General features: G+C 46.2%; 25 protein-coding genes. 13 read left to right on the top strand and 12 right to left on the bottom strand.

Translation table 11 applies throughout. From position 1 onward, the window contains the following. Positions 1 to 15 precede the first annotated feature (15 nt). The 4 genes from ctaD to cyoE are packed head-to-tail and all read left to right on the top strand — an operon-like array spanning position 16 to position 3,502. On the top strand, positions 16 to 1,629 hold the full coding sequence (gene ctaD / locus ACLVWU_RS01255) for a cytochrome c oxidase subunit I (protein WP_413576644.1): 1,614 nt from the start codon (positions 16 to 18) through the stop codon (positions 1,627 to 1,629). Next, on the top strand, positions 1,616 to 2,278 hold the full coding sequence (locus tag ACLVWU_RS01260) for a cytochrome c oxidase subunit 3 family protein (protein WP_413576645.1): 663 nt from the start codon (positions 1,616 to 1,618) through the stop codon (positions 2,276 to 2,278). Before ctaD ends, ACLVWU_RS01260 begins: the two co-directional genes overlap by 14 nt. A 2-nt stretch (positions 2,279 to 2,280) precedes the next feature. Then, positions 2,281 to 2,622 carry a cytochrome C oxidase subunit IV family protein gene (locus ACLVWU_RS01265; RefSeq protein WP_413576647.1) on the top strand — a complete coding sequence of 114 codons (342 nt, stop codon included), beginning with the start codon at positions 2,281 to 2,283 and terminating at the stop codon, positions 2,620 to 2,622. 4 nt (positions 2,623 to 2,626) lie between these two features. Next, the gene (gene cyoE / locus ACLVWU_RS01270) at positions 2,627 to 3,502 is read left to right on the top strand and encodes a heme o synthase (RefSeq protein WP_413576648.1); all 876 of its coding nucleotides are present in this window, start codon (positions 2,627 to 2,629) and stop codon (positions 3,500 to 3,502) included. Between the two features lie 36 nt (positions 3,503 to 3,538). Here cyoE and maiA read toward each other — a convergent pair whose 3' ends face one another. After that, entirely contained in the window at positions 3,539 to 4,198 is a 660-nt protein-coding gene (gene maiA / locus ACLVWU_RS01275; protein ID WP_413576649.1) for a maleylacetoacetate isomerase, read from the bottom strand. Positions 4,199 to 4,259: 61 nt separating this feature from the next. Between maiA and ACLVWU_RS01280 the strand changes: the two genes are divergently transcribed. From ACLVWU_RS01280 to ACLVWU_RS01290, 3 genes are read left to right on the top strand one after another with little or no spacing between them, the layout of a single operon-like run. Next, the gene (locus ACLVWU_RS01280) at positions 4,260 to 4,985 is read left to right on the top strand and encodes a hypothetical protein (RefSeq protein WP_413576650.1); all 726 of its coding nucleotides are present in this window, start codon (positions 4,260 to 4,262) and stop codon (positions 4,983 to 4,985) included. 38 nt (positions 4,986 to 5,023) lie between these two features. Next, complete coding sequence (locus ACLVWU_RS01285; RefSeq protein WP_413576651.1) at positions 5,024 to 5,596, top strand: outer membrane beta-barrel protein; 573 nt, start codon at positions 5,024 to 5,026, stop codon at positions 5,594 to 5,596. 9 nt (positions 5,597 to 5,605) lie between these two features. Beyond that, entirely contained in the window at positions 5,606 to 6,586 is a 981-nt protein-coding gene (locus ACLVWU_RS01290) for a fumarylacetoacetate hydrolase family protein (RefSeq protein WP_413576652.1), read from the top strand. 54 nt (positions 6,587 to 6,640) lie between these two features. Here ACLVWU_RS01290 and ACLVWU_RS01295 read toward each other — a convergent pair whose 3' ends face one another. From ACLVWU_RS01295 to ACLVWU_RS01330, 8 genes are all read right to left on the bottom strand, one after another. Then, positions 6,641 to 7,180: a superoxide dismutase family protein gene (locus tag ACLVWU_RS01295; protein ID WP_413576653.1), complete on the bottom strand. Its 540-nt coding sequence runs from the start codon at positions 7,178 to 7,180 to the stop codon at positions 6,641 to 6,643. A gap of 64 nt (positions 7,181 to 7,244) precedes the next feature. Then, a complete protein-coding gene (locus ACLVWU_RS01300; protein ID WP_413576654.1) occupies positions 7,245 to 7,367 on the bottom strand; it encodes a hypothetical protein in 123 nt (40 codons plus the stop codon). A 117-nt stretch (positions 7,368 to 7,484) separates the two neighbouring features. Next, a complete protein-coding gene (locus ACLVWU_RS01305) occupies positions 7,485 to 7,895 on the bottom strand; it encodes an OsmC family protein (protein ID WP_413576656.1) in 411 nt (136 codons plus the stop codon). A 71-nt stretch (positions 7,896 to 7,966) separates the two neighbouring features. Beyond that, complete coding sequence (locus ACLVWU_RS01310) at positions 7,967 to 8,473, bottom strand: response regulator (RefSeq protein WP_413576657.1); 507 nt, start codon at positions 8,471 to 8,473, stop codon at positions 7,967 to 7,969. A gap of 2 nt (positions 8,474 to 8,475) precedes the next feature. Next, a complete protein-coding gene (locus tag ACLVWU_RS01315) occupies positions 8,476 to 10,254 on the bottom strand; it encodes an ATP-binding protein (protein WP_413576658.1) in 1,779 nt (592 codons plus the stop codon). After that, complete coding sequence (locus ACLVWU_RS01320) at positions 10,255 to 11,865, bottom strand: hypothetical protein (RefSeq protein WP_413576659.1); 1,611 nt, start codon at positions 11,863 to 11,865, stop codon at positions 10,255 to 10,257. Between the two features lie 6 nt (positions 11,866 to 11,871). Then, entirely contained in the window at positions 11,872 to 12,180 is a 309-nt protein-coding gene (locus ACLVWU_RS01325; RefSeq protein WP_413576660.1) for an Hpt domain-containing protein, read from the bottom strand. Positions 12,181 to 12,384: 204 nt separating this feature from the next. Then, positions 12,385 to 12,960 carry a hypothetical protein gene (locus ACLVWU_RS01330; protein ID WP_413576661.1) on the bottom strand — a complete coding sequence of 192 codons (576 nt, stop codon included), beginning with the start codon at positions 12,958 to 12,960 and terminating at the stop codon, positions 12,385 to 12,387. Between the two features lie 126 nt (positions 12,961 to 13,086). Here ACLVWU_RS01330 and hmgA point away from each other — a divergent pair, with 126 nt between their 5' ends. Next, entirely contained in the window at positions 13,087 to 14,370 is a 1,284-nt protein-coding gene (gene hmgA, locus ACLVWU_RS01335; protein WP_413576662.1) for a homogentisate 1,2-dioxygenase, read from the top strand. 33 nt (positions 14,371 to 14,403) lie between these two features. Here the strand turns inward: hmgA and ACLVWU_RS01340 are convergent, their stop codons facing one another. Continuing rightward, entirely contained in the window at positions 14,404 to 14,925 is a 522-nt protein-coding gene (locus ACLVWU_RS01340; RefSeq protein WP_413576664.1) for a hypothetical protein, read from the bottom strand. A 170-nt stretch (positions 14,926 to 15,095) separates the two neighbouring features. Between ACLVWU_RS01340 and ACLVWU_RS01345 the strand changes: the two genes are divergently transcribed. Genes ACLVWU_RS01345 through ACLVWU_RS01355 form a run of 3 tightly spaced genes read left to right on the top strand, consistent with a single transcriptional unit; the run spans position 15,096 to position 17,252 of the window. Further along, a complete protein-coding gene (locus tag ACLVWU_RS01345) occupies positions 15,096 to 16,076 on the top strand; it encodes an NAD(P)H-quinone oxidoreductase (RefSeq protein WP_413576665.1) in 981 nt (326 codons plus the stop codon). 23 nt (positions 16,077 to 16,099) lie between these two features. After that, entirely contained in the window at positions 16,100 to 16,795 is a 696-nt protein-coding gene (locus ACLVWU_RS01350) for a hypothetical protein (protein WP_413576666.1), read from the top strand. Between the two features lie 28 nt (positions 16,796 to 16,823). Next, entirely contained in the window at positions 16,824 to 17,252 is a 429-nt protein-coding gene (locus ACLVWU_RS01355) for a hypothetical protein (RefSeq protein ID WP_413576667.1), read from the top strand. On the opposite strand, the gene ACLVWU_RS01360 is transcribed toward ACLVWU_RS01355, so the two are convergent. Next, complete coding sequence (locus ACLVWU_RS01360) at positions 17,191 to 17,802, bottom strand: 16S rRNA (guanine(527)-N(7))-methyltransferase RsmG (protein WP_413576668.1); 612 nt, start codon at positions 17,800 to 17,802, stop codon at positions 17,191 to 17,193. The genes ACLVWU_RS01355 and ACLVWU_RS01360 overlap by 62 nt on opposite strands. A 13-nt stretch (positions 17,803 to 17,815) precedes the next feature. After that, positions 17,816 to 18,469, bottom strand: a complete 654-nt coding sequence (locus tag ACLVWU_RS01365; RefSeq protein WP_413576669.1) for a hypothetical protein — start codon at positions 18,467 to 18,469, stop codon at positions 17,816 to 17,818. Positions 18,470 to 18,563: 94 nt separating this feature from the next. Here ACLVWU_RS01365 and tpx point away from each other — a divergent pair, with 94 nt between their 5' ends. Both tpx and ACLVWU_RS01375 read left to right on the top strand, forming a co-directional pair. Further along, a complete protein-coding gene (gene tpx, locus ACLVWU_RS01370) occupies positions 18,564 to 19,061 on the top strand; it encodes a thiol peroxidase (protein WP_413576670.1) in 498 nt (165 codons plus the stop codon). A gap of 64 nt (positions 19,062 to 19,125) precedes the next feature. Continuing rightward, positions 19,126 to 20,355 carry a DEAD/DEAH box helicase gene (locus ACLVWU_RS01375; RefSeq protein ID WP_413576671.1) on the top strand — a complete coding sequence of 410 codons (1,230 nt, stop codon included), beginning with the start codon at positions 19,126 to 19,128 and terminating at the stop codon, positions 20,353 to 20,355. Positions 20,356 to 20,357: the final 2 nt, after the last annotated feature.

The raw sequence follows: 20,357 nt of genomic DNA on the forward strand, positions 1-20,357 counted from the left end.
TAAGGAGTGCAGCTCATGGGTAGTCATTCATCATCAGCTCACGGCGAAAACTATATTAATTGTGAAAAAGGTCTCTGGTCCTGGTTGACGACGATCGACCATAAACGCATCGGTATCATGTACATGATCGCGGTTATGTTCTTCTTCTTTGTCGGTGGGGTTATGGCTCTGCTTCTTCGTTTGGAACTTTTTGCTCCAAACGCGACTGCGGGTGTTGGGCAGGTTCTGAAAAACGGTGACGTTTACAATCAGGTTCTGACATATCACGGTGCGATCATGGTCTTCATGGTTATCGTTCCTGGTATCCCGGCGATCTTGGGTAACTTCTTCCTGCCAATTCATTTGGGCGCGAAGGATATGGCCTTCCCGAAGGTCAACTTGCTAAGCTGGTACGTTTTCATGGCCGGCGCGTTCCTGGCGATTGCAACGTTCTTCCTTTCTAAAATCGACACTGGTTGGACTTTCTATACTCCGTACTCTATCCGCACCGGAACTTCAGTGGTTGTGATGGTTGTGGCAGCGTTCATCATGGGTATGTCTTCAATCCTTACTGGTTTGAATATGATCGTGACAGTTCACAAACTAAGAGCTCCGGGCATGACTATGCACCGTATGCCTTTGTTCGTTTGGGCGATGTATTCAACTGCGATTTTGCAGCTTCTAGCAACTCCAGTTTTGGGTATCACTTTGATGTTGTTGGCAGCCGAGAAAATCTTCGGTGTGGGTATCTTCGATCCAGCATTGGGCGGTGACCCGGTATTGTTCCAGCATTTCTTCTGGTTCTACTCGCATCCAGCGGTTTACATCATGATCTTGCCTGCGATGGGTGTGATCTCCGAGATCATCACTGCATTCTCTCGCAAAGTTATCTTCGGTTATACGGCAATTGCATATTCTTCATTGGGTATCGCAGCGGTTTCCTTCTTCGTTTGGGGTCACCACATGTTCGTATCTGGCCAGTCTGAACTTGCGGGTATCATGTTCTCCTTTATCACGATGCTGGTTGGGGTTCCGACCGCGATCAAGATGTTTAACTGGGTTGCGACGATCTACAAAGGTTCTGTCAGCTTTGATTCTCCGATGTTGTTCGCACTTGGTTTCTTGTTTCTGTTCGCTATCGGTGGTGTGACAGGTATCATGCTTGCAACTCTTCCGATCGACGTTCACTTCCATGACACTTACTTCGTGGTAGCTCACTTCCACTACGTAATGGTGGGCGGTACTTTGATGGCGTTGATGGGTGGCTTCTATTACTGGTTCCCGAAAATGTTCGGTAAGAACTTCAGCGAAGCTTTGGCTCGTTTGTCTTTCGTGTTCATCTTCATCGGTTTCAACGTGACATTCTTCCCTCAGTTCATCCTGGGCGCGATGGGTATGCCACGTCGTTATTTTGATTACATCCCGAACTATGAACAGCTGAACAAGGTTTCAACTGTGGGTTCATGGTTGATCCTGATTGGTTTCTTGATCGGTCTTTATGCGATTGTACAAGGTATCAGAAAAGGTTCGAAAGCAGTTGCCAACCCTTGGGGCGCAAAAACTCTTGAGTGGCAGACTTCTTCACCTCCACCACAATTTAACTTCGATGTTGAACCAGTAGTAACAGCGGGGCCTTATGAGTACAGATAATGTAGTACATCCACACTCAGCACACGTGTCGCATCACTTTAACGATGCGACTCAGGAATACGACAGCGGTAAACAGGGCATTTGGTTGTTCATGGTGACCGAGATCCTGATGTTCGGTGCGCTTTTGATTGGTTATGGAATTTTTCATCACCTGTATCCCGCAATGTTTTCTGAAGGGGCGAAGCAGCTTGATTGGAAACTGGGTTTCGTAAATACCCTGGTTCTGATCTTCTCTTCCTTCACAATGGCGATTTCGATCCAGTTGATCCAGCGTAACCAGATCAAAAAGGCCGCGATGGCCTTGGCAGTCACGATTCTTTGTGGCGCGATCTTCATGGTGATCAAGTACTTCGAGTGGACCCATAAATTCCATCTTGGTTTCTATCCAGGTCGCTTCTTGGATCTGGCTAAGACGGGTGCAGAACACGCAAACCTTGGTATGTACTTCGGTTTCTATTTCTGTATGTCGGGTTTGCATGGACTTCACGTATTGATCGGTATGGGTTTGATCACTTGGTTGTTGATCAGAACGATTCGCGGTGATTTCCACTCCCAATACTGGATCCCCGTTGAAGGTGTTGGTATCTTCTGGCACATCGTCGATTTGATCTGGATCTTCCTATTCCCTCTTCTTTACCTGGTGGGTTAACAATGGCAGCAGCACATAATCAAAATAACGATCAAAACGTACTTCATCCGCACATCTCTCCAACTTCCATGTATTTGAAAGTTGGGGCAGCATTGTTCGCGTTGACGATCCTGACGGTAATTGCGCATCAATTCCACGAAGCATTGGGTGCATTCAATGCCCTTGTCGCTTTCGGAATTGCGGTGATTAAAGCTGGTTTAGTTTTGTTGTACTTCATGCATTTGAAGGACGATAACAACATGAACCGTATGATCTTCGCGTCTGGTTTCTTTTTCTTGATCCTTCTTCTACTCTTTAGCGTTGTGGATATTGCATCTCGTGCTATTGAGGTAAGTCCTCTTTAGATTCGTGTTAAAAACATACGCGGATCTTACTAAGTTTGGCATAGTCGTCTTTTCCGTTCTTGCGGGTTTGGCCGGCTATGCCACTGGTTTTCAAAGTGAAAATCCATTCGATTGGAAACTGTTCCTGGAAACTCTTCTGGGAATCTACTTCCTAAGCTCGGGCTCCTTGGCCTTGAATCAGGTTCAAGATTATAAGCTTGATGCAAAAATGCCCCGAACAGCAAATCGTCCCATTCCAGCAGGTCGTTTAAAACCGGCGGCGGCGGGCATTTTGTCTGTGCTGTTTATCTTCGTCGGTTTGCAGTTGTTGTTCACAGTGCAACCGATGGCGGGCTTGGTAGGCCTGGTTTGCGTCTTGTTCTATAATGGACCGTATACTTTATATCTTAAAAAGAAGTGGGCTTACGGTGCGGTTCCTGGTGCATTCCCGGGGGCTTTACCGGTGACGATCGGGTATGCGGCAGCAAATCCTGATATCTTTAATTCCGAGTCGGTGTACTTGTTCTTGATCATGTTTATCTGGCAGATGCCACACTTCTGGGTATTGGCGATACGCTATAAAGATGACTATGCTGCAGGTGATATTCCTGTTCTTCCAGTGGCTCGTGGGATTGATAAAACTTTGGAGCAAATTGCCCTTTGGACTTTCGCTTACGTCGGAGTCGCATTGGCAGCCCCGTTATTTGTTCATGCCAGCTGGTTGTACATTCTGCTGACTTTCCCGTTCGTATTTAAAGTTTTGCAGGAGCTTTATCGATACTACAAATCCAAAGGCACGCAACGCTGGATGGCCTTTTTTATGTGGTTGAATGTCAGTATGCTGGTTTTCATCATTATTCCAGTTATCGACAAATGGCACTTTCTGATCACAGAACGCTAGAATGAAAAAAGCCCGGTTTCCCGGGCTTTTTTATTTTCAAGGTTGGCGCAGATCTTCTGGTGTATCGATCTGGCGGCTGAAATGGGCTTTGATGAACGCCGGATGCTGATCCAGGTTACCGAAGACCTTCATCACAGTCGGATACTTGCTTAGATCCACATGGAAGCGCTGACAAGTGATGATTTGCGGATACAACACGACGTCGGCCATCGTCACTTGATCGCTAAAGCAGTATTTGCCGGCGAACTCAGGCAATGTTTTCTCAAGCGCCTCCAAGCCTTGGATGACCCATTTTTGCACCCATTGATCCTTCTGTTCCTGAGTATACCCGTGGGCCTGTCCCAAGTACTTTGTCACTTTCAGGTTTCCGTAAGGATGCATGGAAGCATTCACGATCTCGCACACCTGACGGACACGCGCGCGAAGGAAGGCATCCTTGGGCATGATTGACGGCGAGGGATGGATTTCTTCAAGATACTCGATGATGGCCATCGAATCCGGAATAACTTTTCCATCATGAATTAATGTCGGGATTCCCCCTAGGGGATTGAGTTTTAGATACTCTGCCGAGTGCTGTTCGTCCTTAAGAAGATTGATGGCTTTGTATTCGAAAGCGAGTCCCTTCAGATGCATAACTACGCGAGCCCGGAAGGAAGTGGAGCTTCGAAAGTAGTTGTAAAGTACGAATGAGGACATATACTAACTCCTGTTGATGTGCATGAATTAACAACACAGATTTTCATCAAAGGGCGATTTAATGCCAAGTAGATTTATCTTTTCGCTGCGCTTTTCATCGAAGGTTATGATGAAGCTTGCGAAGTTGTCGCTTGCCATGGTTCTTTTCATGAGTCTTTTTCGACTCAACGTCTTTTTGCTTTCCACCTATTCCCGTATCGAACAGTTTGATTTCCTGGAGGTACTGCAGGCCTTTGGGGCTGGGATTCGCTTTGATCTTTTGATTTTTGGATTTTTATTGCTGCCGATCTATTTCATCCTGATGATTCAGGCAGTTTGTGAAAAATGGCCCAATGGAATGTTCATATTCTATAAGATCTATTTCGGCGCGATTTGGTTGATTATCTCCTTGCTGTCGTTTGTGGATTTCTTTCATTATGCTCTCCACGGTCGTCGCATGCGGTTTGCGGAATACTCCAGCTGGACGCCACAGTTCACGCTAGAACAAATGCAGTCTTTGCCGATGAATCAGATTCTGGTTTTTTCCATCATTACTGTGGTTCTGTTAAGCCTGGGTTACATGCTGATTTGCGCTGTGAATTTCGGTCAGTGGAAGGACGAGTACTCGCCACAAAAAGGCTCGAAAATTGAAATGGCCCTACGCATTGTTCTGCCATTGTTGGCAATAGTTTTGGCAGCCCGTGGCACTGTGGAGGCCCATCATTTGGCGCTGGAGCATAGCCTGGTTTCTCACAGTACAGCACTGAACGAAATGGCTCTGAATGCCGTATGGTGTTTTGATAAATAGGACAACTTGTGGGAGACTTTTTCCCATAAGGAGTTCTTATGAAAAAACTGGCTCTTTCAGCCCTTTTAGTTTTTGGTCTTTTCTCTTCTGCAGCTTTTGCTGATTTAAATTACGGTCTTGAAGTAGGGGTGCGCAGTCAATCCGGTGATTCCGATGCTGCGGGTGTTAGCACAGATTCTTTAACTGGCATGCAGTTCGGTGCCTTTGGTATCCTGCCAATCGCTGGTGCTTGGAATGTTCGTACAGGTTTGTTGTACACTCAACGTCCATTGACGGTTAAATCCGGCGGAGATGAAGGCAAAGTGGAAATGAACTATGTCGATATTCCAGTGAATATCATGTACAAGTTCGAAGACTATGCAGGGGTTTATCTGGGTGCAAACCTGGCTATTAATATGGATAAAAAATGCAGTCTGAATAACTGCACTGTCAGTGATGTAACGTCGCCACTGATCCCATTGGTTATCGGTGCCTCTTTTAAATTTTCGCCAAATTTTGGCCTGAATGTTTACTTTGAAAGTGCCAGCGGCAAAGTTGCCACTGTAACTGGTGGTGCAGAGTTGAAAAACTACCGCGCAGCAGGTGCTAATTTACTTGTTACTTTTGACTAAGGATAGAACGTGAAACTAGGTACTCTGAAATCAGCTCATAGTTTGGATGGTGATCTGTGCGTGGTCAGCCGTGATTTGAAAACCGCGGTAAAGGCCACTCACATTGCTCCAAATCTTCGCGAAGCCATGGAAAAGTGGTCTGCGAAGGAAGCTGATCTGAAAAAGCTTTACAATGATTTGAACGACGGCAAAGCAGCAGGATCTTTTGCCGTGAACGAGCAGGATTTTCACTCGGCGCTGCCAAGAACCTGGTTGTTCGCAGATGGTTCTGCATTTATTTATCACATTAAACTGGTGCGCCAGGCGCGCAATGCTCCTTTGCCTGAAACATTAACGACAGTGCCGTTGATGTATCAGGGGGAGTGCGGGCAGTTTTTGGCTCCCACCGAAGATATTCCGCAACGTGATTTTGCTCACGGGACGGATTTTGAAGGTGAAGTGGGCGTGGTCACGGATTTTGTGCCAATGGGTGTAACGCCTGAAGAAGCTTTGAAGCACATCAAGCTTTTGGTTCTGATCAACGACGTTTCTTTGCGCGGATTGATTCCCGCGGAACTGGCGGGTGGATTTGGATTCTTCCAAAGTAAACCGGCCTCGGCCTTGTCACCATTTGCAGTAACCGCCGATGAGTTGGGTGATGGTTATAAAGACGGCCGTATCCACTTGCCATTGGATGTAACCTATAATGGCGAATTTTTCGGTAAGGCGAATGCTGGCGCGATGCACTTCCACTTTGGACAGTTGATCGCTCACGCAGCTAAAACTCGAAACCTGCCAGCAGGCGCCATCATTGGCAGTGGAACAGTTTCCAATGAAGACCATGCTAAGGGTTCAAGCTGTCTTGCGGAAAAGCGCATGATCGAGCAAATTGAAAAAGGTGAAATCACAACGCCCTTCATGAAGGCGGGCGATACGATCCAGATGCAGATGAATAATGCCAAGGGCGAAAATGTATTTGGTAAGATCTCTCAGAAAGTTCGTTCAGTTTAAATAAAAAAATGCCGGGTCTCCCCGGCATTTTTCATTTTGAATCTATTCAAAAAACTACATTGCTTCGATAACGCCGCAAGCTTCGCGAGCGCCAGCATTACCTGCAGGTTGAGATTTCAAATCATCTTTACCTTTGTGCACGATAATGGACTTACCGATAATGCCTTCAGCACCACTCAAAGAACCTTTGATAGTGATAGTCGTGTTGCCTTTGCCTTTTTTGTCAGCCATCAAGTTACCCATGTCACCCATGTGGCGATCAGCAGAAGTCAATGAACCGTGTTTTGCATTTGATGGATTGAAGTGACCACCAGCAGAAGTGAAATCACCTTCGCATGTGCCAGTTTCATGAATGTGGAAACCATGAGGACCTGGTTTCAAACCTTCGATCATCGTTTCAACTTTAAGTTCGCCGTTCTCTTCTGTGAAGTGAACAGTACCTTTAATTTTAGAACCTTTTCCTGCTTTAAGAACAGCTTGGGCTTTAGTAGGTGCCGGTGGCGCAGGTGGAGCTGCAGTTACTGGAGCTTCTTCTTTGTGGGCGCAAGCGCTAATAAATAGTGCGGCAAGGACTGGTGCGATAAATCTTTTCATGTGTATCTTCCTTTCGTCGAAAATTTACATGAAAAGATGGTCACTGATTTTTATCGGGCTGTCATTATTGAATCAAAAAATGGCGGCAGACCTCGACCGTAACAAAAGTTAAGGTGTAAAATGCCAGGACTTTTCGTCCGGTTCTGATTTTTGAAGCAAGTAGTGCGCGAGTACCAAGCGTTGTCATGACAACCCCCTTGTCCTTTAAATTATCGGAGCAAAGAGAGTATAGATCCAATTGATTATATCTACTGGACCTATAGATTTATACTATACCTAGATTATCAACGAGGGGCGAGTTGCGTTAGGCTATATCGTAGTGAAATAAAACAGGAATTTGCATATCCGGATGCATGCTGACTTTTACGGGGCAGCCTAAAGCAAAGTCTTCCAGCTTTTTACGATATTCATGTGGGATGTTCATTGGCAGATGCAAGACCACGTTCAATTTTGCGATTCTGCGGGGGTTTGCAACCATCTCTTTTTCAACTTCAGCCCAAGCACCTTTTAAATTAATAGCGTCTTTTTCCGAGTGAATGGCCATGGTCGTCAGCATGCAACTACCCATCGCGGCCCCAACAAGATCCGTTGGAGAAAACAACTCTCCCTTACCATGATTGTCTTTAGGTGCATCCGTAGCAATACGTGCAGATGATGGCTGATGAGTGATTTCGCAGTGTTTTTCACCGTGATAGCGAGTGGTAGATTTAACCATTGGATTCTCCCAGAGGTAACAGTTCCCTTTTTGTACTGCGTGGCAGTACAAAAAGGGAACTGTTACCTTGGTTAGCCCGACATTTGGTCGATGATTTTACGCAGGCGCATCTCTGAAGATTTGGACATGTCGTTATAAATCTTACGAAGATGCGTCGATTGTACGGGATCATTTTTCGAAGCTTTCATCTCACGACCAATTTTAATCGCAGAGCACACGCTTTCGATAACCAGTTTTCTTTTTGAATCTTTAGTGATGAAGTCGAATGCACCCAAGGACAGCGCTTCCAAGGCGCGAGCATGGTCCCCGTGGGCTGTCAGCACCACAAATGGAGTCATGTGCCCTAATGAACGAACGTAAGCCAAAAACTTAAGTCCATTCATTTGTGGCATTTCAATATCCGACAATATTGTGTCGAATTCTTTGGTCTTTACATACTGCAAGGCTGCTGCGCCGTTTTCCGCCTCAACGATTTCGTCGACGAATTCTTTTAAGAAATGCTTAAGGAGTTCGCGAATATCCGCGTCGTCCTCAACAATCAGCAATCTGCTTTTTTCTTCCTGTGAATTCATCATCATCCCTAATTCGTGTAACGGTTGATTACGCCCAACAAAACATCTTTTTTAAACGGCTTGGTGATGTGATCATCGCAGCCTGCATTTATTGACTTTTGTTTGTCGTCAGAAAGAGCATGGGCTGTAAGTGCGATTATTGGAATGTGTGTGTGTCTTGTTGCACGTTCCCATTCACGAATTATCGATGTTGCAGCGTATCCGTCCATTTCTGGCATTTGCACGTCCATAAAGACGATATCAAACTCGTTAGACTTTATCTTATCTACAGCTTCAAGTCCATTCTCGGCTTCAATTATTTCAAATGGAAAGCTTTTTAAGAAATGGGTGAACAGAATGCGGTTGTCTTCAGTATCATCAGCAAGAAGGATTCGTAGGTTCTTGTTCGCTTTAGAGTTAACCGATTGTTGTTCATTTTCGCGTGCATCGTACTGATCAGCAAATGAAAGCAGGGAGGTGTTGATAAGAGGGTTTGTGGTCTTCTCTATGCCACTGATCTGCTCGCGATATGGCATTGTGAAGTAAAATGTGGTGCCTTGGTTTTCACGGCTCTTAAACCAGATCTGACCGCCCATAAGCTCAACCAGGCTTTTTGAAATCGCAAGACCCAATCCTGTTCCGCCATAGCGTCTTGTAATCGAGCTGTCGGCCTGGGAAAACTTCTGGAATATCAAATGCTGTTTTTGGGGAGCAATCCCTACGCCAGTATCGCTGACTGTGATTAGCAAGCTGTCCTTTTTTGTTGCGTTTTTTGTGACAGATACTTTGATTTCTCCGCGATCTGTGAACTTGATCGAATTGCTGACAAGATTGATCAAAACCTGACGTAATTTTGTTGGGTCGCCCATCAGATATGGTTTTACTCCGGCGCCGATTTCAAAGGAGTACTCGACCCCTTTGAGCTGTGCGCGCGGTAGCATAATCTGCTGTACGTCTGACATCATTTTACGAAGATCAAAGTTTATATTCTCGATAGAGACCTCGCCGGCCTCGATTTTTGAAAGATCCAGAATGTCATTGATTAACGTCATCAGTACTTCACTGGCTTTTTGGAAGATCGTCAGATAGTAGCGTTGATCAGGATCAAGTTTGGTTTCTTTTAAAAGCTCCGCCATGCCCATGATGGCATTCATTGGTGTGCGGATCTCGTGACTCATGTGGGCCAGGAATTGAGATTTTGCCAAAGATGACTTTTCCGCCTCATCCTTCATAGAAATCAATTCTAGTTCGGCCTTTTTAAGTTCGGTGATATCCTGATTGATGCCCCAAGTGGAAAGGGGATTCTTGTTTTCATCATATTCAGTGATACCCATCAGGTTTGTCCAAACATATTCATTGGTGTCGGCCCGACGAACTCGAAGCACAAAATGGAATTCCCGGGTGCCGGATCCCTGCATGCGAATGGCATCGTCCAAAACATGAACGTCTTCATGGTGGACCATGGCTCTGAACAGCTCGTAACTTGGATGTACTTCCGCTGCATTCAAACCCAGAAGCTTAAATTGCTCATCAGACCAGATCATTTGCCCTGTGCGAAGATCCCATCGGAAAGATCCGGTTTTTGATATAGCCTGGGAGGCTTTCAGAAGGTCTTCCTTCATACGCAGTTCGCGTTCAGCTTCCAGTTTCCAGCGTTGATCTTCGCCCACCACAACGAATCGCTCGTGACCAGTTGTGTTTTCCATTGGGATGACTTTCACAGCCAGGGGAATACGTTCGCCAGAAAGGCATTTCAATTGCGCTTCTTTTCTTTGTGAATTGATCAAGTCCTTGGCTTCCAGATCCATCTACAAAGAGATATCTGATCCGATAATTGAAACTTCCGGTGTGCCTATCAGTTCATAAGCTATTCGGTTGGTTTTACGAATGATAGCTTTCAGATTGCCTTCGTAGCCTGGAATGATCTCAACCATGAACATGACTTTACCCAGGTTCAGGATGACGTCTTCAAGTACGGCCTTTTCCAGTTTCTCCTGATTCAGGTTTTGCGCCAAAGAGTTATAATCGTTAAACACATTCGCAAACTCATCCTGGTTTGAATAGTTGATTGCCTGAAAGGCGCCACCCTGTGACTGAACTTTTCTGTGCAGATAGTTTAGTGGTTGGGTCAGTTGTTTGCCGAAAAAGAAGGCCAATCCCAAAGAGATGACCAGGAACAACAAGCCGATAACAACAAACACCACCAAATAGTGATTGATCGGTCCCGTTGTTTCGTTGAAGTTTGATTTCGCAATCAGCGCCCACTCGACACCACCGGGAAGTTGAACTTTACCAATGGACATCAAGCTGACAGCATTTAAATAATCCGTACCTGTTTCCAGGGAATCTTCAGAGCGCAAATAATGTCTGACTTTTTCAACAGGAAGACCCGCAATCAATGCCGTGGTACTTTTACTTTGAATGGACTTGATGCTGGGGTCCCGGCCTCCGGCGCTGGAGAACTGCTTGATGAACTCGCCTGGATTTTCGTGATACAAGCGGGAGCTGTTTCTCATTAAGCCATCAGGGCCAAAAGCGACCACTTCACCAGTTTCGCGTAATCCAAACTTTTTCCATTGGTAATTATCGCTTAGGATCTGATCAAAGCGACTTAAGGAGACTTTGAACAGCAAAGTGCCGATATAGCTTTTTTGATCATAAATAGGTGCCGCAATGTAAGAAACATACTCTGGGAAGCCCGAGGAGAGTGGTGCAAAATCAAAGAATCTGAAGGTTTGAGGAGGCGCGCTTTGTGACCAGCGATAAACGTCCGTCAGACGTGTGCCGCTGAAGAAGCCTGTATCCAGATTGGCTCCCAGTTCCAGGCCTTTCTGTACGGAATACACAACAACACCGTCTTTATCCAGCAACAGCACATCATCCATTTGAAAGCGATCCGAATAGTCGGACAGGAAGGTGTGGATCTCACTGTGTGTTTTGAAGTATCCATAAGGATCTGCATTTTTTAGAGCAATGACGTTTCGCGGATTGCTTTCGTTGCGCCCAGCCTCCTGTAGGATCATTGATTGCAGGACCAATGCAGATTTATTGAGGCGGTCTGCAATGTGCGTGTCGCTCTTATTGTCCATGGCAGCCGAGTAGTAGGAATTTACCACCTGGATATCATTTGCCAGAGATTTTTCAGGAATATTCTGGCCCATCTTTTTGAAAGACTCGTGGAAGGCTGATACGGCATCGCGCACTCGCACCATTTCCGCGGCAACCAAAAGATTGTTTCCCAGATTTTCCAGGTCCGTTTTAAGTGCTTGAGCACGATTTAAGCGAATTTGGATCAGGCGTTCAGAGTGCCCGCTTTGCAGTGTTGACGCTCCGATTTTATAGCCCATCGTTCCGGCTGCGATCATCGCACCGGTTACAATGAGCAATGTAAAGAGAAGGATACGGAGCCGAATGGTCATGAATTCCTAAGACATCGGTACAAAGTGAATTTCAATATTCTCGAAATGAGTTTTCATATCCTGGGCAAGTGAAGCCAGTTGTGCAGATTCATTATTTTTGGAAAGCTTTTCCATTTGAGCAGCGATTTCACTAAGTTGCATGAATCCATAGCTTGAGGCCGCGCCTTTGATTTTATGAGTCAGCGCCGCAATTGCAGGTAGATCGTTGTTGTTAATAAGCTCCTGCAAAGCGGAGATATCTTTCTTACGGTTTTCGGTGAACTGAGGAATCAAATCCTGAAGGTCAGCGTCTATTTCTACTTTGATTTTTGCCATAGTCCTGTCGTTATCCTTATTAGCTGCGGCCAGTACAACCTAATTTGGTTTATCGCAGCCTTTATTGCATAGATTTAATACCAAGCGGGTATATCCTTCTCCTAACCGCCTATCGGGGTGATTTTGATGAAGAAAATACCCAACCTGAACACACAAATAGTGCCATCTATATTTGAAACTAACCGTGCGATTGTACAGTACAAATTAGAACATCATGGGAACAGTGACACTGATCATGGTGACCTTGTTGTTAAAGTCATCAAGGCTTGGGATGGAGCCCCAGTTCCCTGTGCCTTTTTTGTAGGTCAAATCCATGTATTCCAAATTTAAAGCGACGAAGAATATCTTGATACCGGCTCCCACTTTGGGTCCGGTAGCTTCTTCAAATTTTACGTCGAACAAGCCGCTTTCTTCGGGATCCAAAGTCCCGCCGAATACGTATCCCGCCCAAAAACGCAGCCCAAGCAGCGGTGTTTGCACGCCGATGATTGCACCATAAGTTAGGGAACTCGCATCCGCGTCGTATCCGGTGTTGTCATGTTCAAATTTGGGTTTGGAGTAACTGCCATCCAATCCCACGAAAAGCAATTGGTCAACGAAATGCATGCCCAGCTTCAAATCCAGTCCCATGCCTTTGGTGGTTGCTTCCGAATCATCTACATCCACGTTGCCTTTTCCACTTTCATAGAAAACTCCGGGCTCAAGATAGAATCCCATTGCCATTGAGTTTACCGAGAATAGCAGTATCAACCCGGCAAAAGCTAAGTTCCATTTTTTCATCGAAACCTCCATTGATTTTCCTAAGAATACTTTGACAACTTATCTTCGTCGCACTGTGTTTTATCACCGGACCTCCACCCCCGCCCCACATTGACTTTAGTAGGTAAAACCTGATTATCATGACCTATGGAAAATCAATATTTGTCAGGATTCGGAAATCACTTTTCTTCAGAGGCTCGCGCCGGTGCTTTGCCAGTGGACCAAAACTCTCCACAAAAAGTGGCAATGGGACTTTACGCAGAACAACTTAGTGGTTCCGCTTTCACCGCACCCAGAAATCATAATTTGTATTCCTGGTTGTATCGCATTCGCCCTTCAGTGATGCACAAAGCTTTTGTGCCGATGAAAGAGCTCAGCGCAAAAACTTTTACGAAACCCAAATATATCAATCCAAATCAAATGCGCTGGAATCCGATTGCAGCAACAGGCTCTCAGGACTTTGTTGATAGCATTCGCACTGTTTGTGGCAGTGGTGGGGTTGAAGAACATCGTGGTATTCATGTCCACCTTTACTCTTTCGGTAAAGGCATGGGTAAACGCTATTTCATGAATGCGGATGGCGACTTTATGTTTGTTCCTCAATCAGGTTCCATTCAGTTGAAAACTGAAGTGGGCGTGATCGAGGCGGAACCAGGCGAAATCGCCGTGGTGCCAAGAGGTATGAAGTTTCAGGTTAATCCCCTGGCTGGTGCAAGTTGCACGGGCTATGTTGGTGAAAACTTTGGCTGTCCATTTCAATTGCCGGAACTGGGGCCGATCGGGGCGAATGGACTTGCGCACCGTCGCCACTTCCTGACACCTGTGGCGGCTTTTGAAGATTTGGAAGGTCAATTTGAATTGATTGGAAAATTTTCTGGCGAGCTGTGGAGCGCGGAAATGACTCACTCGCCATTGGATGTGGTTGCATGGCATGGGAACTATGTTTCCTATAAGTACGACCTAAGAAAATTCAACGCGATTAACACTGTTAGCTTTGATCATCCGGATCCTTCTATCTTTACGGTGTTGACTTCACCAAGTGAAATTCCCGGAACTGCAAATGTGGACTTCGCGATCTTTCCACCTCGTTGGATGGTGGCAGAGCACACATTCCGTCCTCCGTACTTCCATCGCAATTGCATGAGCGAATACATGGGATTGATTTACGGAGAGTACGACGCAAAAACTGCTGGGGGATTTGTCCCTGGTGGCGGCAGTCTGCATAATTTCTATTCTGCCCATGGTCCTGATGTGGATGCCTTTGAAAAGGCCAGCCACGCAGAGCTAAAACCGGTTCGCTTGTCACAAACAATGGCGTTTATGTTTGAGTCGCGATCTGCTTATCGCGTAACTGACTTTGCGATGGGTAAGGAGATTCTGCAGGCTGATTATCAGGAGTGCTGGCAGGGTTTTAAAAAGAACTTTAAGTAGAAAACAAAAAGGGCTCTTCTGAAGAGCCCTTTTTTATTTTTCCAGGTTGGAAAGAATTGTTTCAATGCGACCTGCAAGCTCCTGGGTTTCAGGATTCTGGCGCATTTCTTCAAACTGCGTGAATGGAATTCGATCATTGTTCGCCAATCCGATGTTGGCAAAATAGTTGTCGGGACTATCAAAGTGCAAAACAAAGCCCTCGTTGTCTCTTTCCACCGTCACAGACTGATGAAGTTCCGCGATGTTTTCCTCAAGCATGTCCACGGCTTCTTCCGTCAGCTGTAAGTTGATATCGCGGGGAGGCTCTTCCGGCGTGGTTGGCGGTTGTGCCAGTGGCGTAGCTGAAGGGTTTGCCGCTGCCATCATGTCAGGCGTTTGTGGGGCGTCAGAGTCTTCGTCCGCCCTTTCTGTCGGTCCTGGCGTATTCATTTCATTTTCGGAAACACCCTGAGCCACTTCCGTTGGAGCCGGAGCAGATTTTGGAGAGGTGACTTTGAAGACTCCCCAGCCAACTAGTATTCCCAATGCAAATGCGACGATTAGGTCCTTGTTCATGGGACCGATATTAGGCCCAAGCCATAAAAAGGCAACAGGCTTTGGTTTCTTTTGCAGTAATTTTAGTAAATGACAAAGTCGAATTTTGAAACTGAGGGCGTTTCTATGTTTCCGTGGTGCAAGTCTTTACTATCATCTTCTGTTTATTTAAGGTTAAGGCTGAGGTGATCATGAAGGTTATTGAAATTACCAAGCCCGGTGGGCCTGATGTTCTGGCTGTAGGCGAGCGCCCCGTTCCAAAACCCATGGACCATGAAGTTTTGATCAAGGTTAAGGCGGCCGGTGTGAACCGTCCTGATTGCGCCCAACGACAGGGAACGTATCCTCCTCCTCCAGGTGCCTCGGACCTTTTGGGGTTGGAGGTTTCTGGCGAAATCGTGGAGGTGGGCGCCAAGGTAAAGCGCTGGCATGCCGGTGATCCGGTCTGTGCCCTGGTGAACGGCGGCGGTTATGCCGAATTTGTCACGGCTCCTGAAGGACAGTGTCTACCGATTCCTTATGATTTGGATTTCGCGCACGCAGCCGCCTTGCCGGAAACATTTTTTACTGTTTGGACAAATGTATTTGAAAGCGGTCAGCTGAAAAAAGGCGAATCCATTCTGGTGCATGGCGGATCGGGTGGGATCGGTACGACGGCTATTCAGTTGGCACATCAATTTGGTGCCACGGTCTATACAACGGTGGGTAAAGAGTCTGCGGTAAACCCTTGTCTTGAGTTAGGTGCCGACAAAGTTATTCAATACAAAAACGATGATTTTGTTTTAGCGGTTAAAGAATTTACCGGCGGTAAAGGTGTTGATGTCATTCTGGATATGGTCGGGGGTGAATACTTTGAGCGGAATTTGGAGTCTTTGGCTCCCTTGGGGCGGCTTGTGCAAATAGCAACAATCCAAGGTGCTACGGTTTCTTTTGATTTGCGCAAGATGATGGCGAAACGCCTTGTGATTACGGGTTCCACATTGCGACCCCGTTCCACAGAGCAGAAAGCTCGAATTGCCCGGAGTCTTGAAGAGCACGTGTGGCCATTGTTAAACAAGGGGCGTCTGAAGCCAGTCATCTATAAGGAATTTAAACTCGAACAGGCTCGTGAAGCTCACGAGTTGATGGAATCCAGTGCTCATACCGGAAAGATAGTTCTTAACGTTCGATAGGTGATCATTCTTGCGGAGGGCTTATGGTGTTTTCGCCAGCAGGCGGTCTGTCAGTTCTACTTTTCATGGCGGTCGTCATCGGTGTCTGCATGATGTTCATTGGTGCCGTGGGGGTGGTCAGTGAGCGTTTGGAATTTTCCGTCAACCGTGAAGTGCTAAAAGTCACTTTGCTGGTTATCTTGTGGTTGGGTTTGGGTGCTACGTTGGCCTACACCAAGCAACTGTCACGTCATCCTTATCCCACAGCGCTGGCTTACTTTTTTGTGGTCGTACTTATTTCCTTTTGGGTGGCCTTTTCCAGTTATGGCAACCGTCTTGCCTTGGGGCTATCCCTGTCGGCATTGGTTTTGTTTCAGGGATTTCGGTTTCCAATGGAACTTATCGTGTTTCAATGGGCCGAGCAGGGAACGATGCCATATACGATGACTTGGACCGGATATAACTTTGATATTGTGGCAGGAATATTGGCTTTGGTAGTGGCGCCGATTGCAAATTCCAGTAAAGCTCTGGTGTGGATGTTTAACATTGTTGGAATCGTGCTTGCGATAAATGCGGTCTATGTGGGAGTGATGTCCTCGCCATTGCCATTTGCCTGGGACATAGAGCCTCGATTGGTGCTGCTATACCATATGCCGTATTACCTGGTGATGCCGGTTTGTGTAGGGGCAGCTATCGCGGGACATGTGATTTTGACAAAGGCCTTGTTGTACAAAGTTTAAATTTTCATAATTGAGATGGAGGACGCCCATGGAATTGCAGAGAGAATTTGTATCCAACCTTCAATCTCGATCGTTGAAGTTTTCAGGATTTCTAAAGTCACTGGAATCCATGGATATCGAAAGTTGCCGGTTCGATCTTTTGGACGGTCGTTTGTTGTTTCTGTCAGGGGATGGTGTGCTTTGTAGCGAGAAGATCACCCTGGATTCCAAGGTCGGTTCAAAGTTTAAGGACGGCGAAGTTCGCCAGGTCATCTTGGATAATCAGAGCCAGAATTTAAGTCTGCAGGAGTTTGTAGCCAGAATGATGGCTTGTGGAATTTCCAGCTTTACCATTTACCCGGAAGGACGAAGAGTCATTTACTTCGGGCAAAAGGGCGATTGCTGTTATGAATTTATCAGATCAGAACCAGGTGACGTTCGACGTCCAGAACCGGGGATCTCAAAGGCTCTACAGTAACCTGAAGGTCCTTGAATTTCTTGCGCGCCAGAGTCAGCTCTTCCTCGATTTTTTCTTTTCGAGCTTTCAGCAAAAAGTATTTTCCTTTTTTCGCGTAATAGCTGCGACTGACATCCAAAATAACGTCTACAGGTTTAAAACCCCGGGCAGTGACCACTTCGATGTCAGTCAGATCCTTCGGGATTTCGCCATGCACGTTCAGGTTGGGTGCGATCGCCTTGCAGCGATTCAGGAAGTTTTGTTTAAGAATACTTTTCTCATAAAGATGAAACTGAACTTCCGGAAATTGGATGGCGTAAATAACACCTGGAAGTCCCCCGCCAGAGCCAAAATCAGCGGCGGCTTTGATATTTTTGGGAAAGTGTTTAAGCGGCAGAAGACAATCGATAACGTGATTGTCCAGCAACTCGTCGAAAGTCATTTTACGGCTGATCAGATTTAGCTCTTCATTCGATGACCACAAAAGATCAATAAAACTTTTCAGTTGATCCAAAGCTTCCTGGCGGAAGCCCAATTCCAATATAAGGGGAATGCGCTGTTCGAATGACATGCCCCTTTATACCCTACTGGCTGTTTTTGGGTAGTTCCTTTTGTATGAATAAAAATAAATCCCTTTCATTGTACTTGCGTAGGAAAAAATACAACTGTGTGGGATCTTTCATCTTTCGGTGGATTTCTCGAACGGCTACGGGGGCTACGCAATCCAGGGTCAGACGCTGTTCCTGATTGCAGAAATCAGAGACTGTTTCATCACCGTTAAAGGCCATGACTGTTAAAGTGATATAGGGCTTTTCGGTCGGCAGGATTTTACTGTCGATGAACTCATTGGTCTTTAAAGTATTGGCCAGATCATGAGGAAGCTTGATCCAGCAGGGCTTTGGGCATTGCGCGATCTCTTCGGCGCTAGCTTTGGTACCGTCCTGGATTACGTGGGCCGGGCTTTTAAACTGTTTGTAGTACTCTTCCAGAAAATGGGCCATCAGCAGCTGAGTGTCGTTGGATTCTGGCAAAACTCCCCACAATACGTAGTGGCTTGTTTGGAAGTCCGGGAAAAGGCGCATAACTGTGTGGTTGGCGATATTGCGCTGATCGGCGCTGATTACTGTGGGGCGAATTAGCGGCTCTGAACGCAGGCTGACTCCTTTGCGGACCAAATAGATCATGCAAACGGCGATGATGACAGAGACGAGACCCATAATCAGGAATATTTTTTTCATAGGTGAGCGCAGACTAGGACTTCACGGCCCCTGAAGTCAAGACGTGACGGGACTTACTGAAACCTGTAAATCAAGTGAATCAAAGGAGTGTTCCATGGCAACTATCACGCTTAAAGGCAACCCAGTAAATACATCCGGTCAAATCCCGGCCAAGGGATCAGCAGTTAAGGATTTCAAATTGGTTCGCAGCGATCTTTCTGAAGTAAGTCTGAAAGACTTTGCTGGTAAAAAGAAAGTTCTGAATATTTTCCCAAGCATCGACACGGCAACTTGTGCAAAATCCGTTCGTCATTTCAACGAAGATGCCGCGAAATTGGATAACACTGTTGTTTTGAACATTTCCATGGATCTTCCATTTGCACAGGCGCGTTTTTGCGGTGCTGAAGGCATTAAAAACTGTGAATCCCTTTCTGCATTCCGTAGTCACTTTGGCCCGGAGTGGGGTTTGGACATCACTGATTCTCCTCTAAAAGGACTTCTTTCCCGAGTGGTGATCACTTTGTCTGAAGATAACAAGGTCCTTCATGCAGAGCAGGTTTCTGAAATCGCCAACGAGCCAAATTACGACGCGGCTTTGGCTTCTTTGCGCTAGTATTTTTTATAATTTCAGCGGTCCCGATGCAGATTGGGACCGCATGTGATAGACCAACGGGTCTATGAAATTCCAAACGTCCACTCTTAGTCAGAACTCCTTTCAGGAAATGAATCTAACTCCAGTGCTTTTGACGGCACTTGAGCAAATGTCGATCAAAAAACCCACTCCGATCCAGGCGAAAGCCATTCCTGCAGTTATGGGTGGGTCGGATTTGATCGGAATTGCGCAAACAGGCAGTGGTAAGACATTGGCATATGCCTTGTCGGTTCTGACAGGGATCGCGGCAAAACCTAATGCGCGTGCGCTGGTGTTGGCTCCAAGTCGCGAAATGGCTCAGCAAATTTACAAAGTTTTTTTGGATCTGTGCCGTGAGATGCCTGTGTCAGTTTGTCTGGCTATTGGTGGTACCACAGGTTCCAAGCAAGCTAATCAGCTTAAGAAAAATCCCAAGATTATTATCGCGACTCCGGGTCGCATGAATGATCATCTGCAAACGAACAAGTTGTTGCTGAAAGATGTTGAGTACGTCGTCATCGACGAAGCGGATCGCATGCTGGATATGGGGTTTGCTCCGCAGTTAAAAAATATTCAGCAAACCTTGCGTGGCAATCGTCAGACATTAATGTTTTCGGCAAGCTTTGGTCATAATGTGGAATTGATTGCGCAGCTGTTTTTGCATCCCAAGGCGGTTATGATCCGCGCGGAACAAGCTGAATCTCCGGTTGAAAGTTTAAAACAAAAAGTTCTGTTTCTGGATCGCACTATGAAAAACGACCGCTTGCTGGACGAATTAAATGCCACTCGTGGGGGAGTGATTGTATTCACAGGCAGTCAGGAAAGTTGCGAAGCCGTGGGTGAATACCTGCAGTCCTATGGATTTGAATCTGACCTTATTCACGGTGGATTGTCCCAAGGGCAGCGTAATCGCGTTGTGCGTGAATTCCGTGAAGGCGAGATTCGCATTGTGGTGGCGACTGACTTGTTGGCGCGCGGACTTGATGTGCCTCACGTGGATCACGTTGTGAATTTTGATTTGCCATTTCAGGCGGAAGACTTTCTTCACCGCATCGGACGCACGGCACGTGCGGGCCGCAATGGTGAAGCCATTACCTTTGTTACTCCGTCAGACCATCGTATGTACGGCAAGATCAAGCAGTACCTGCAGGGTGCGAAAGAGGAAAAGATCGATCCGACTTTCAAATTCATCGATCGCTCCAAAAAGTCTTTCGCACCGCCGTCTAAAAAAGGAAATGGAAAATCTTCTGTAAATACTTTTAAAAAGCGCAGATAATC

This window comes from Bdellovibrio sp. HCB290 (assembly GCF_047305925.1).
In the GTDB taxonomy this organism is placed as follows: domain Bacteria; phylum Bdellovibrionota; class Bdellovibrionia; order Bdellovibrionales; family Bdellovibrionaceae; genus Bdellovibrio.

Excerpts from the sequence above, each read along its gene's own strand:
- ACLVWU_RS01340 (WP_413576664.1), bottom strand. The coding sequence starts at position 14,925 with ATGAACAAGGACCTAATCGTCGCATTTGCATTGGGAATACTAGTTGGC.
- ACLVWU_RS01325 (WP_413576660.1), bottom strand. The coding sequence starts at position 12,180 with ATGGCAAAAATCAAAGTAGAAATAGACGCTGACCTTCAGGATTTGATT.
- tpx (WP_413576670.1), top strand. The coding sequence starts at position 18,564 with ATGGCAACTATCACGCTTAAAGGCAACCCAGTAAATACATCCGGTCAA.
- ACLVWU_RS01360 (WP_413576668.1), bottom strand. The coding sequence starts at position 17,802 with ATGTCATTCGAACAGCGCATTCCCCTTATATTGGAATTGGGCTTCCGC.
- maiA (WP_413576649.1), bottom strand. The coding sequence starts at position 4,198 with ATGTCCTCATTCGTACTTTACAACTACTTTCGAAGCTCCACTTCCTTC.
- ACLVWU_RS01280 (WP_413576650.1), top strand. The coding sequence starts at position 4,260 with ATGCCAAGTAGATTTATCTTTTCGCTGCGCTTTTCATCGAAGGTTATG.
- ACLVWU_RS01310 (WP_413576657.1), bottom strand. The coding sequence starts at position 8,473 with ATGATGATGAATTCACAGGAAGAAAAAAGCAGATTGCTGATTGTTGAG.
- ACLVWU_RS01330 (WP_413576661.1), bottom strand. The coding sequence starts at position 12,960 with ATGAAAAAATGGAACTTAGCTTTTGCCGGGTTGATACTGCTATTCTCG.
- ACLVWU_RS01320 (WP_413576659.1), bottom strand. The coding sequence starts at position 11,865 with ATGACCATTCGGCTCCGTATCCTTCTCTTTACATTGCTCATTGTAACC.
- ACLVWU_RS01345 (WP_413576665.1), top strand. The coding sequence starts at position 15,096 with ATGAAGGTTATTGAAATTACCAAGCCCGGTGGGCCTGATGTTCTGGCT.
- ACLVWU_RS01300 (WP_413576654.1), bottom strand. The coding sequence starts at position 7,367 with ATGACAACGCTTGGTACTCGCGCACTACTTGCTTCAAAAATCAGAACC.
- ACLVWU_RS01305 (WP_413576656.1), bottom strand. The coding sequence starts at position 7,895 with ATGGTTAAATCTACCACTCGCTATCACGGTGAAAAACACTGCGAAATC.
- ACLVWU_RS01315 (WP_413576658.1), bottom strand. The coding sequence starts at position 10,254 with ATGGATCTGGAAGCCAAGGACTTGATCAATTCACAAAGAAAAGAAGCG.
- ACLVWU_RS01355 (WP_413576667.1), top strand. The coding sequence starts at position 16,824 with ATGGAATTGCAGAGAGAATTTGTATCCAACCTTCAATCTCGATCGTTG.
- ACLVWU_RS01260 (WP_413576645.1), top strand. The coding sequence starts at position 1,616 with ATGAGTACAGATAATGTAGTACATCCACACTCAGCACACGTGTCGCAT.
- ACLVWU_RS01285 (WP_413576651.1), top strand. The coding sequence starts at position 5,024 with ATGAAAAAACTGGCTCTTTCAGCCCTTTTAGTTTTTGGTCTTTTCTCT.
- ACLVWU_RS01365 (WP_413576669.1), bottom strand. The coding sequence starts at position 18,469 with ATGAAAAAAATATTCCTGATTATGGGTCTCGTCTCTGTCATCATCGCC.
- ACLVWU_RS01295 (WP_413576653.1), bottom strand. The coding sequence starts at position 7,180 with ATGAAAAGATTTATCGCACCAGTCCTTGCCGCACTATTTATTAGCGCT.
- ACLVWU_RS01265 (WP_413576647.1), top strand. The coding sequence starts at position 2,281 with ATGGCAGCAGCACATAATCAAAATAACGATCAAAACGTACTTCATCCG.
- hmgA (WP_413576662.1), top strand. The coding sequence starts at position 13,087 with ATGGAAAATCAATATTTGTCAGGATTCGGAAATCACTTTTCTTCAGAG.
- ACLVWU_RS01350 (WP_413576666.1), top strand. The coding sequence starts at position 16,100 with ATGGTGTTTTCGCCAGCAGGCGGTCTGTCAGTTCTACTTTTCATGGCG.
- ctaD (WP_413576644.1), top strand. The coding sequence starts at position 16 with ATGGGTAGTCATTCATCATCAGCTCACGGCGAAAACTATATTAATTGT.
- ACLVWU_RS01375 (WP_413576671.1), top strand. The coding sequence starts at position 19,126 with ATGAAATTCCAAACGTCCACTCTTAGTCAGAACTCCTTTCAGGAAATG.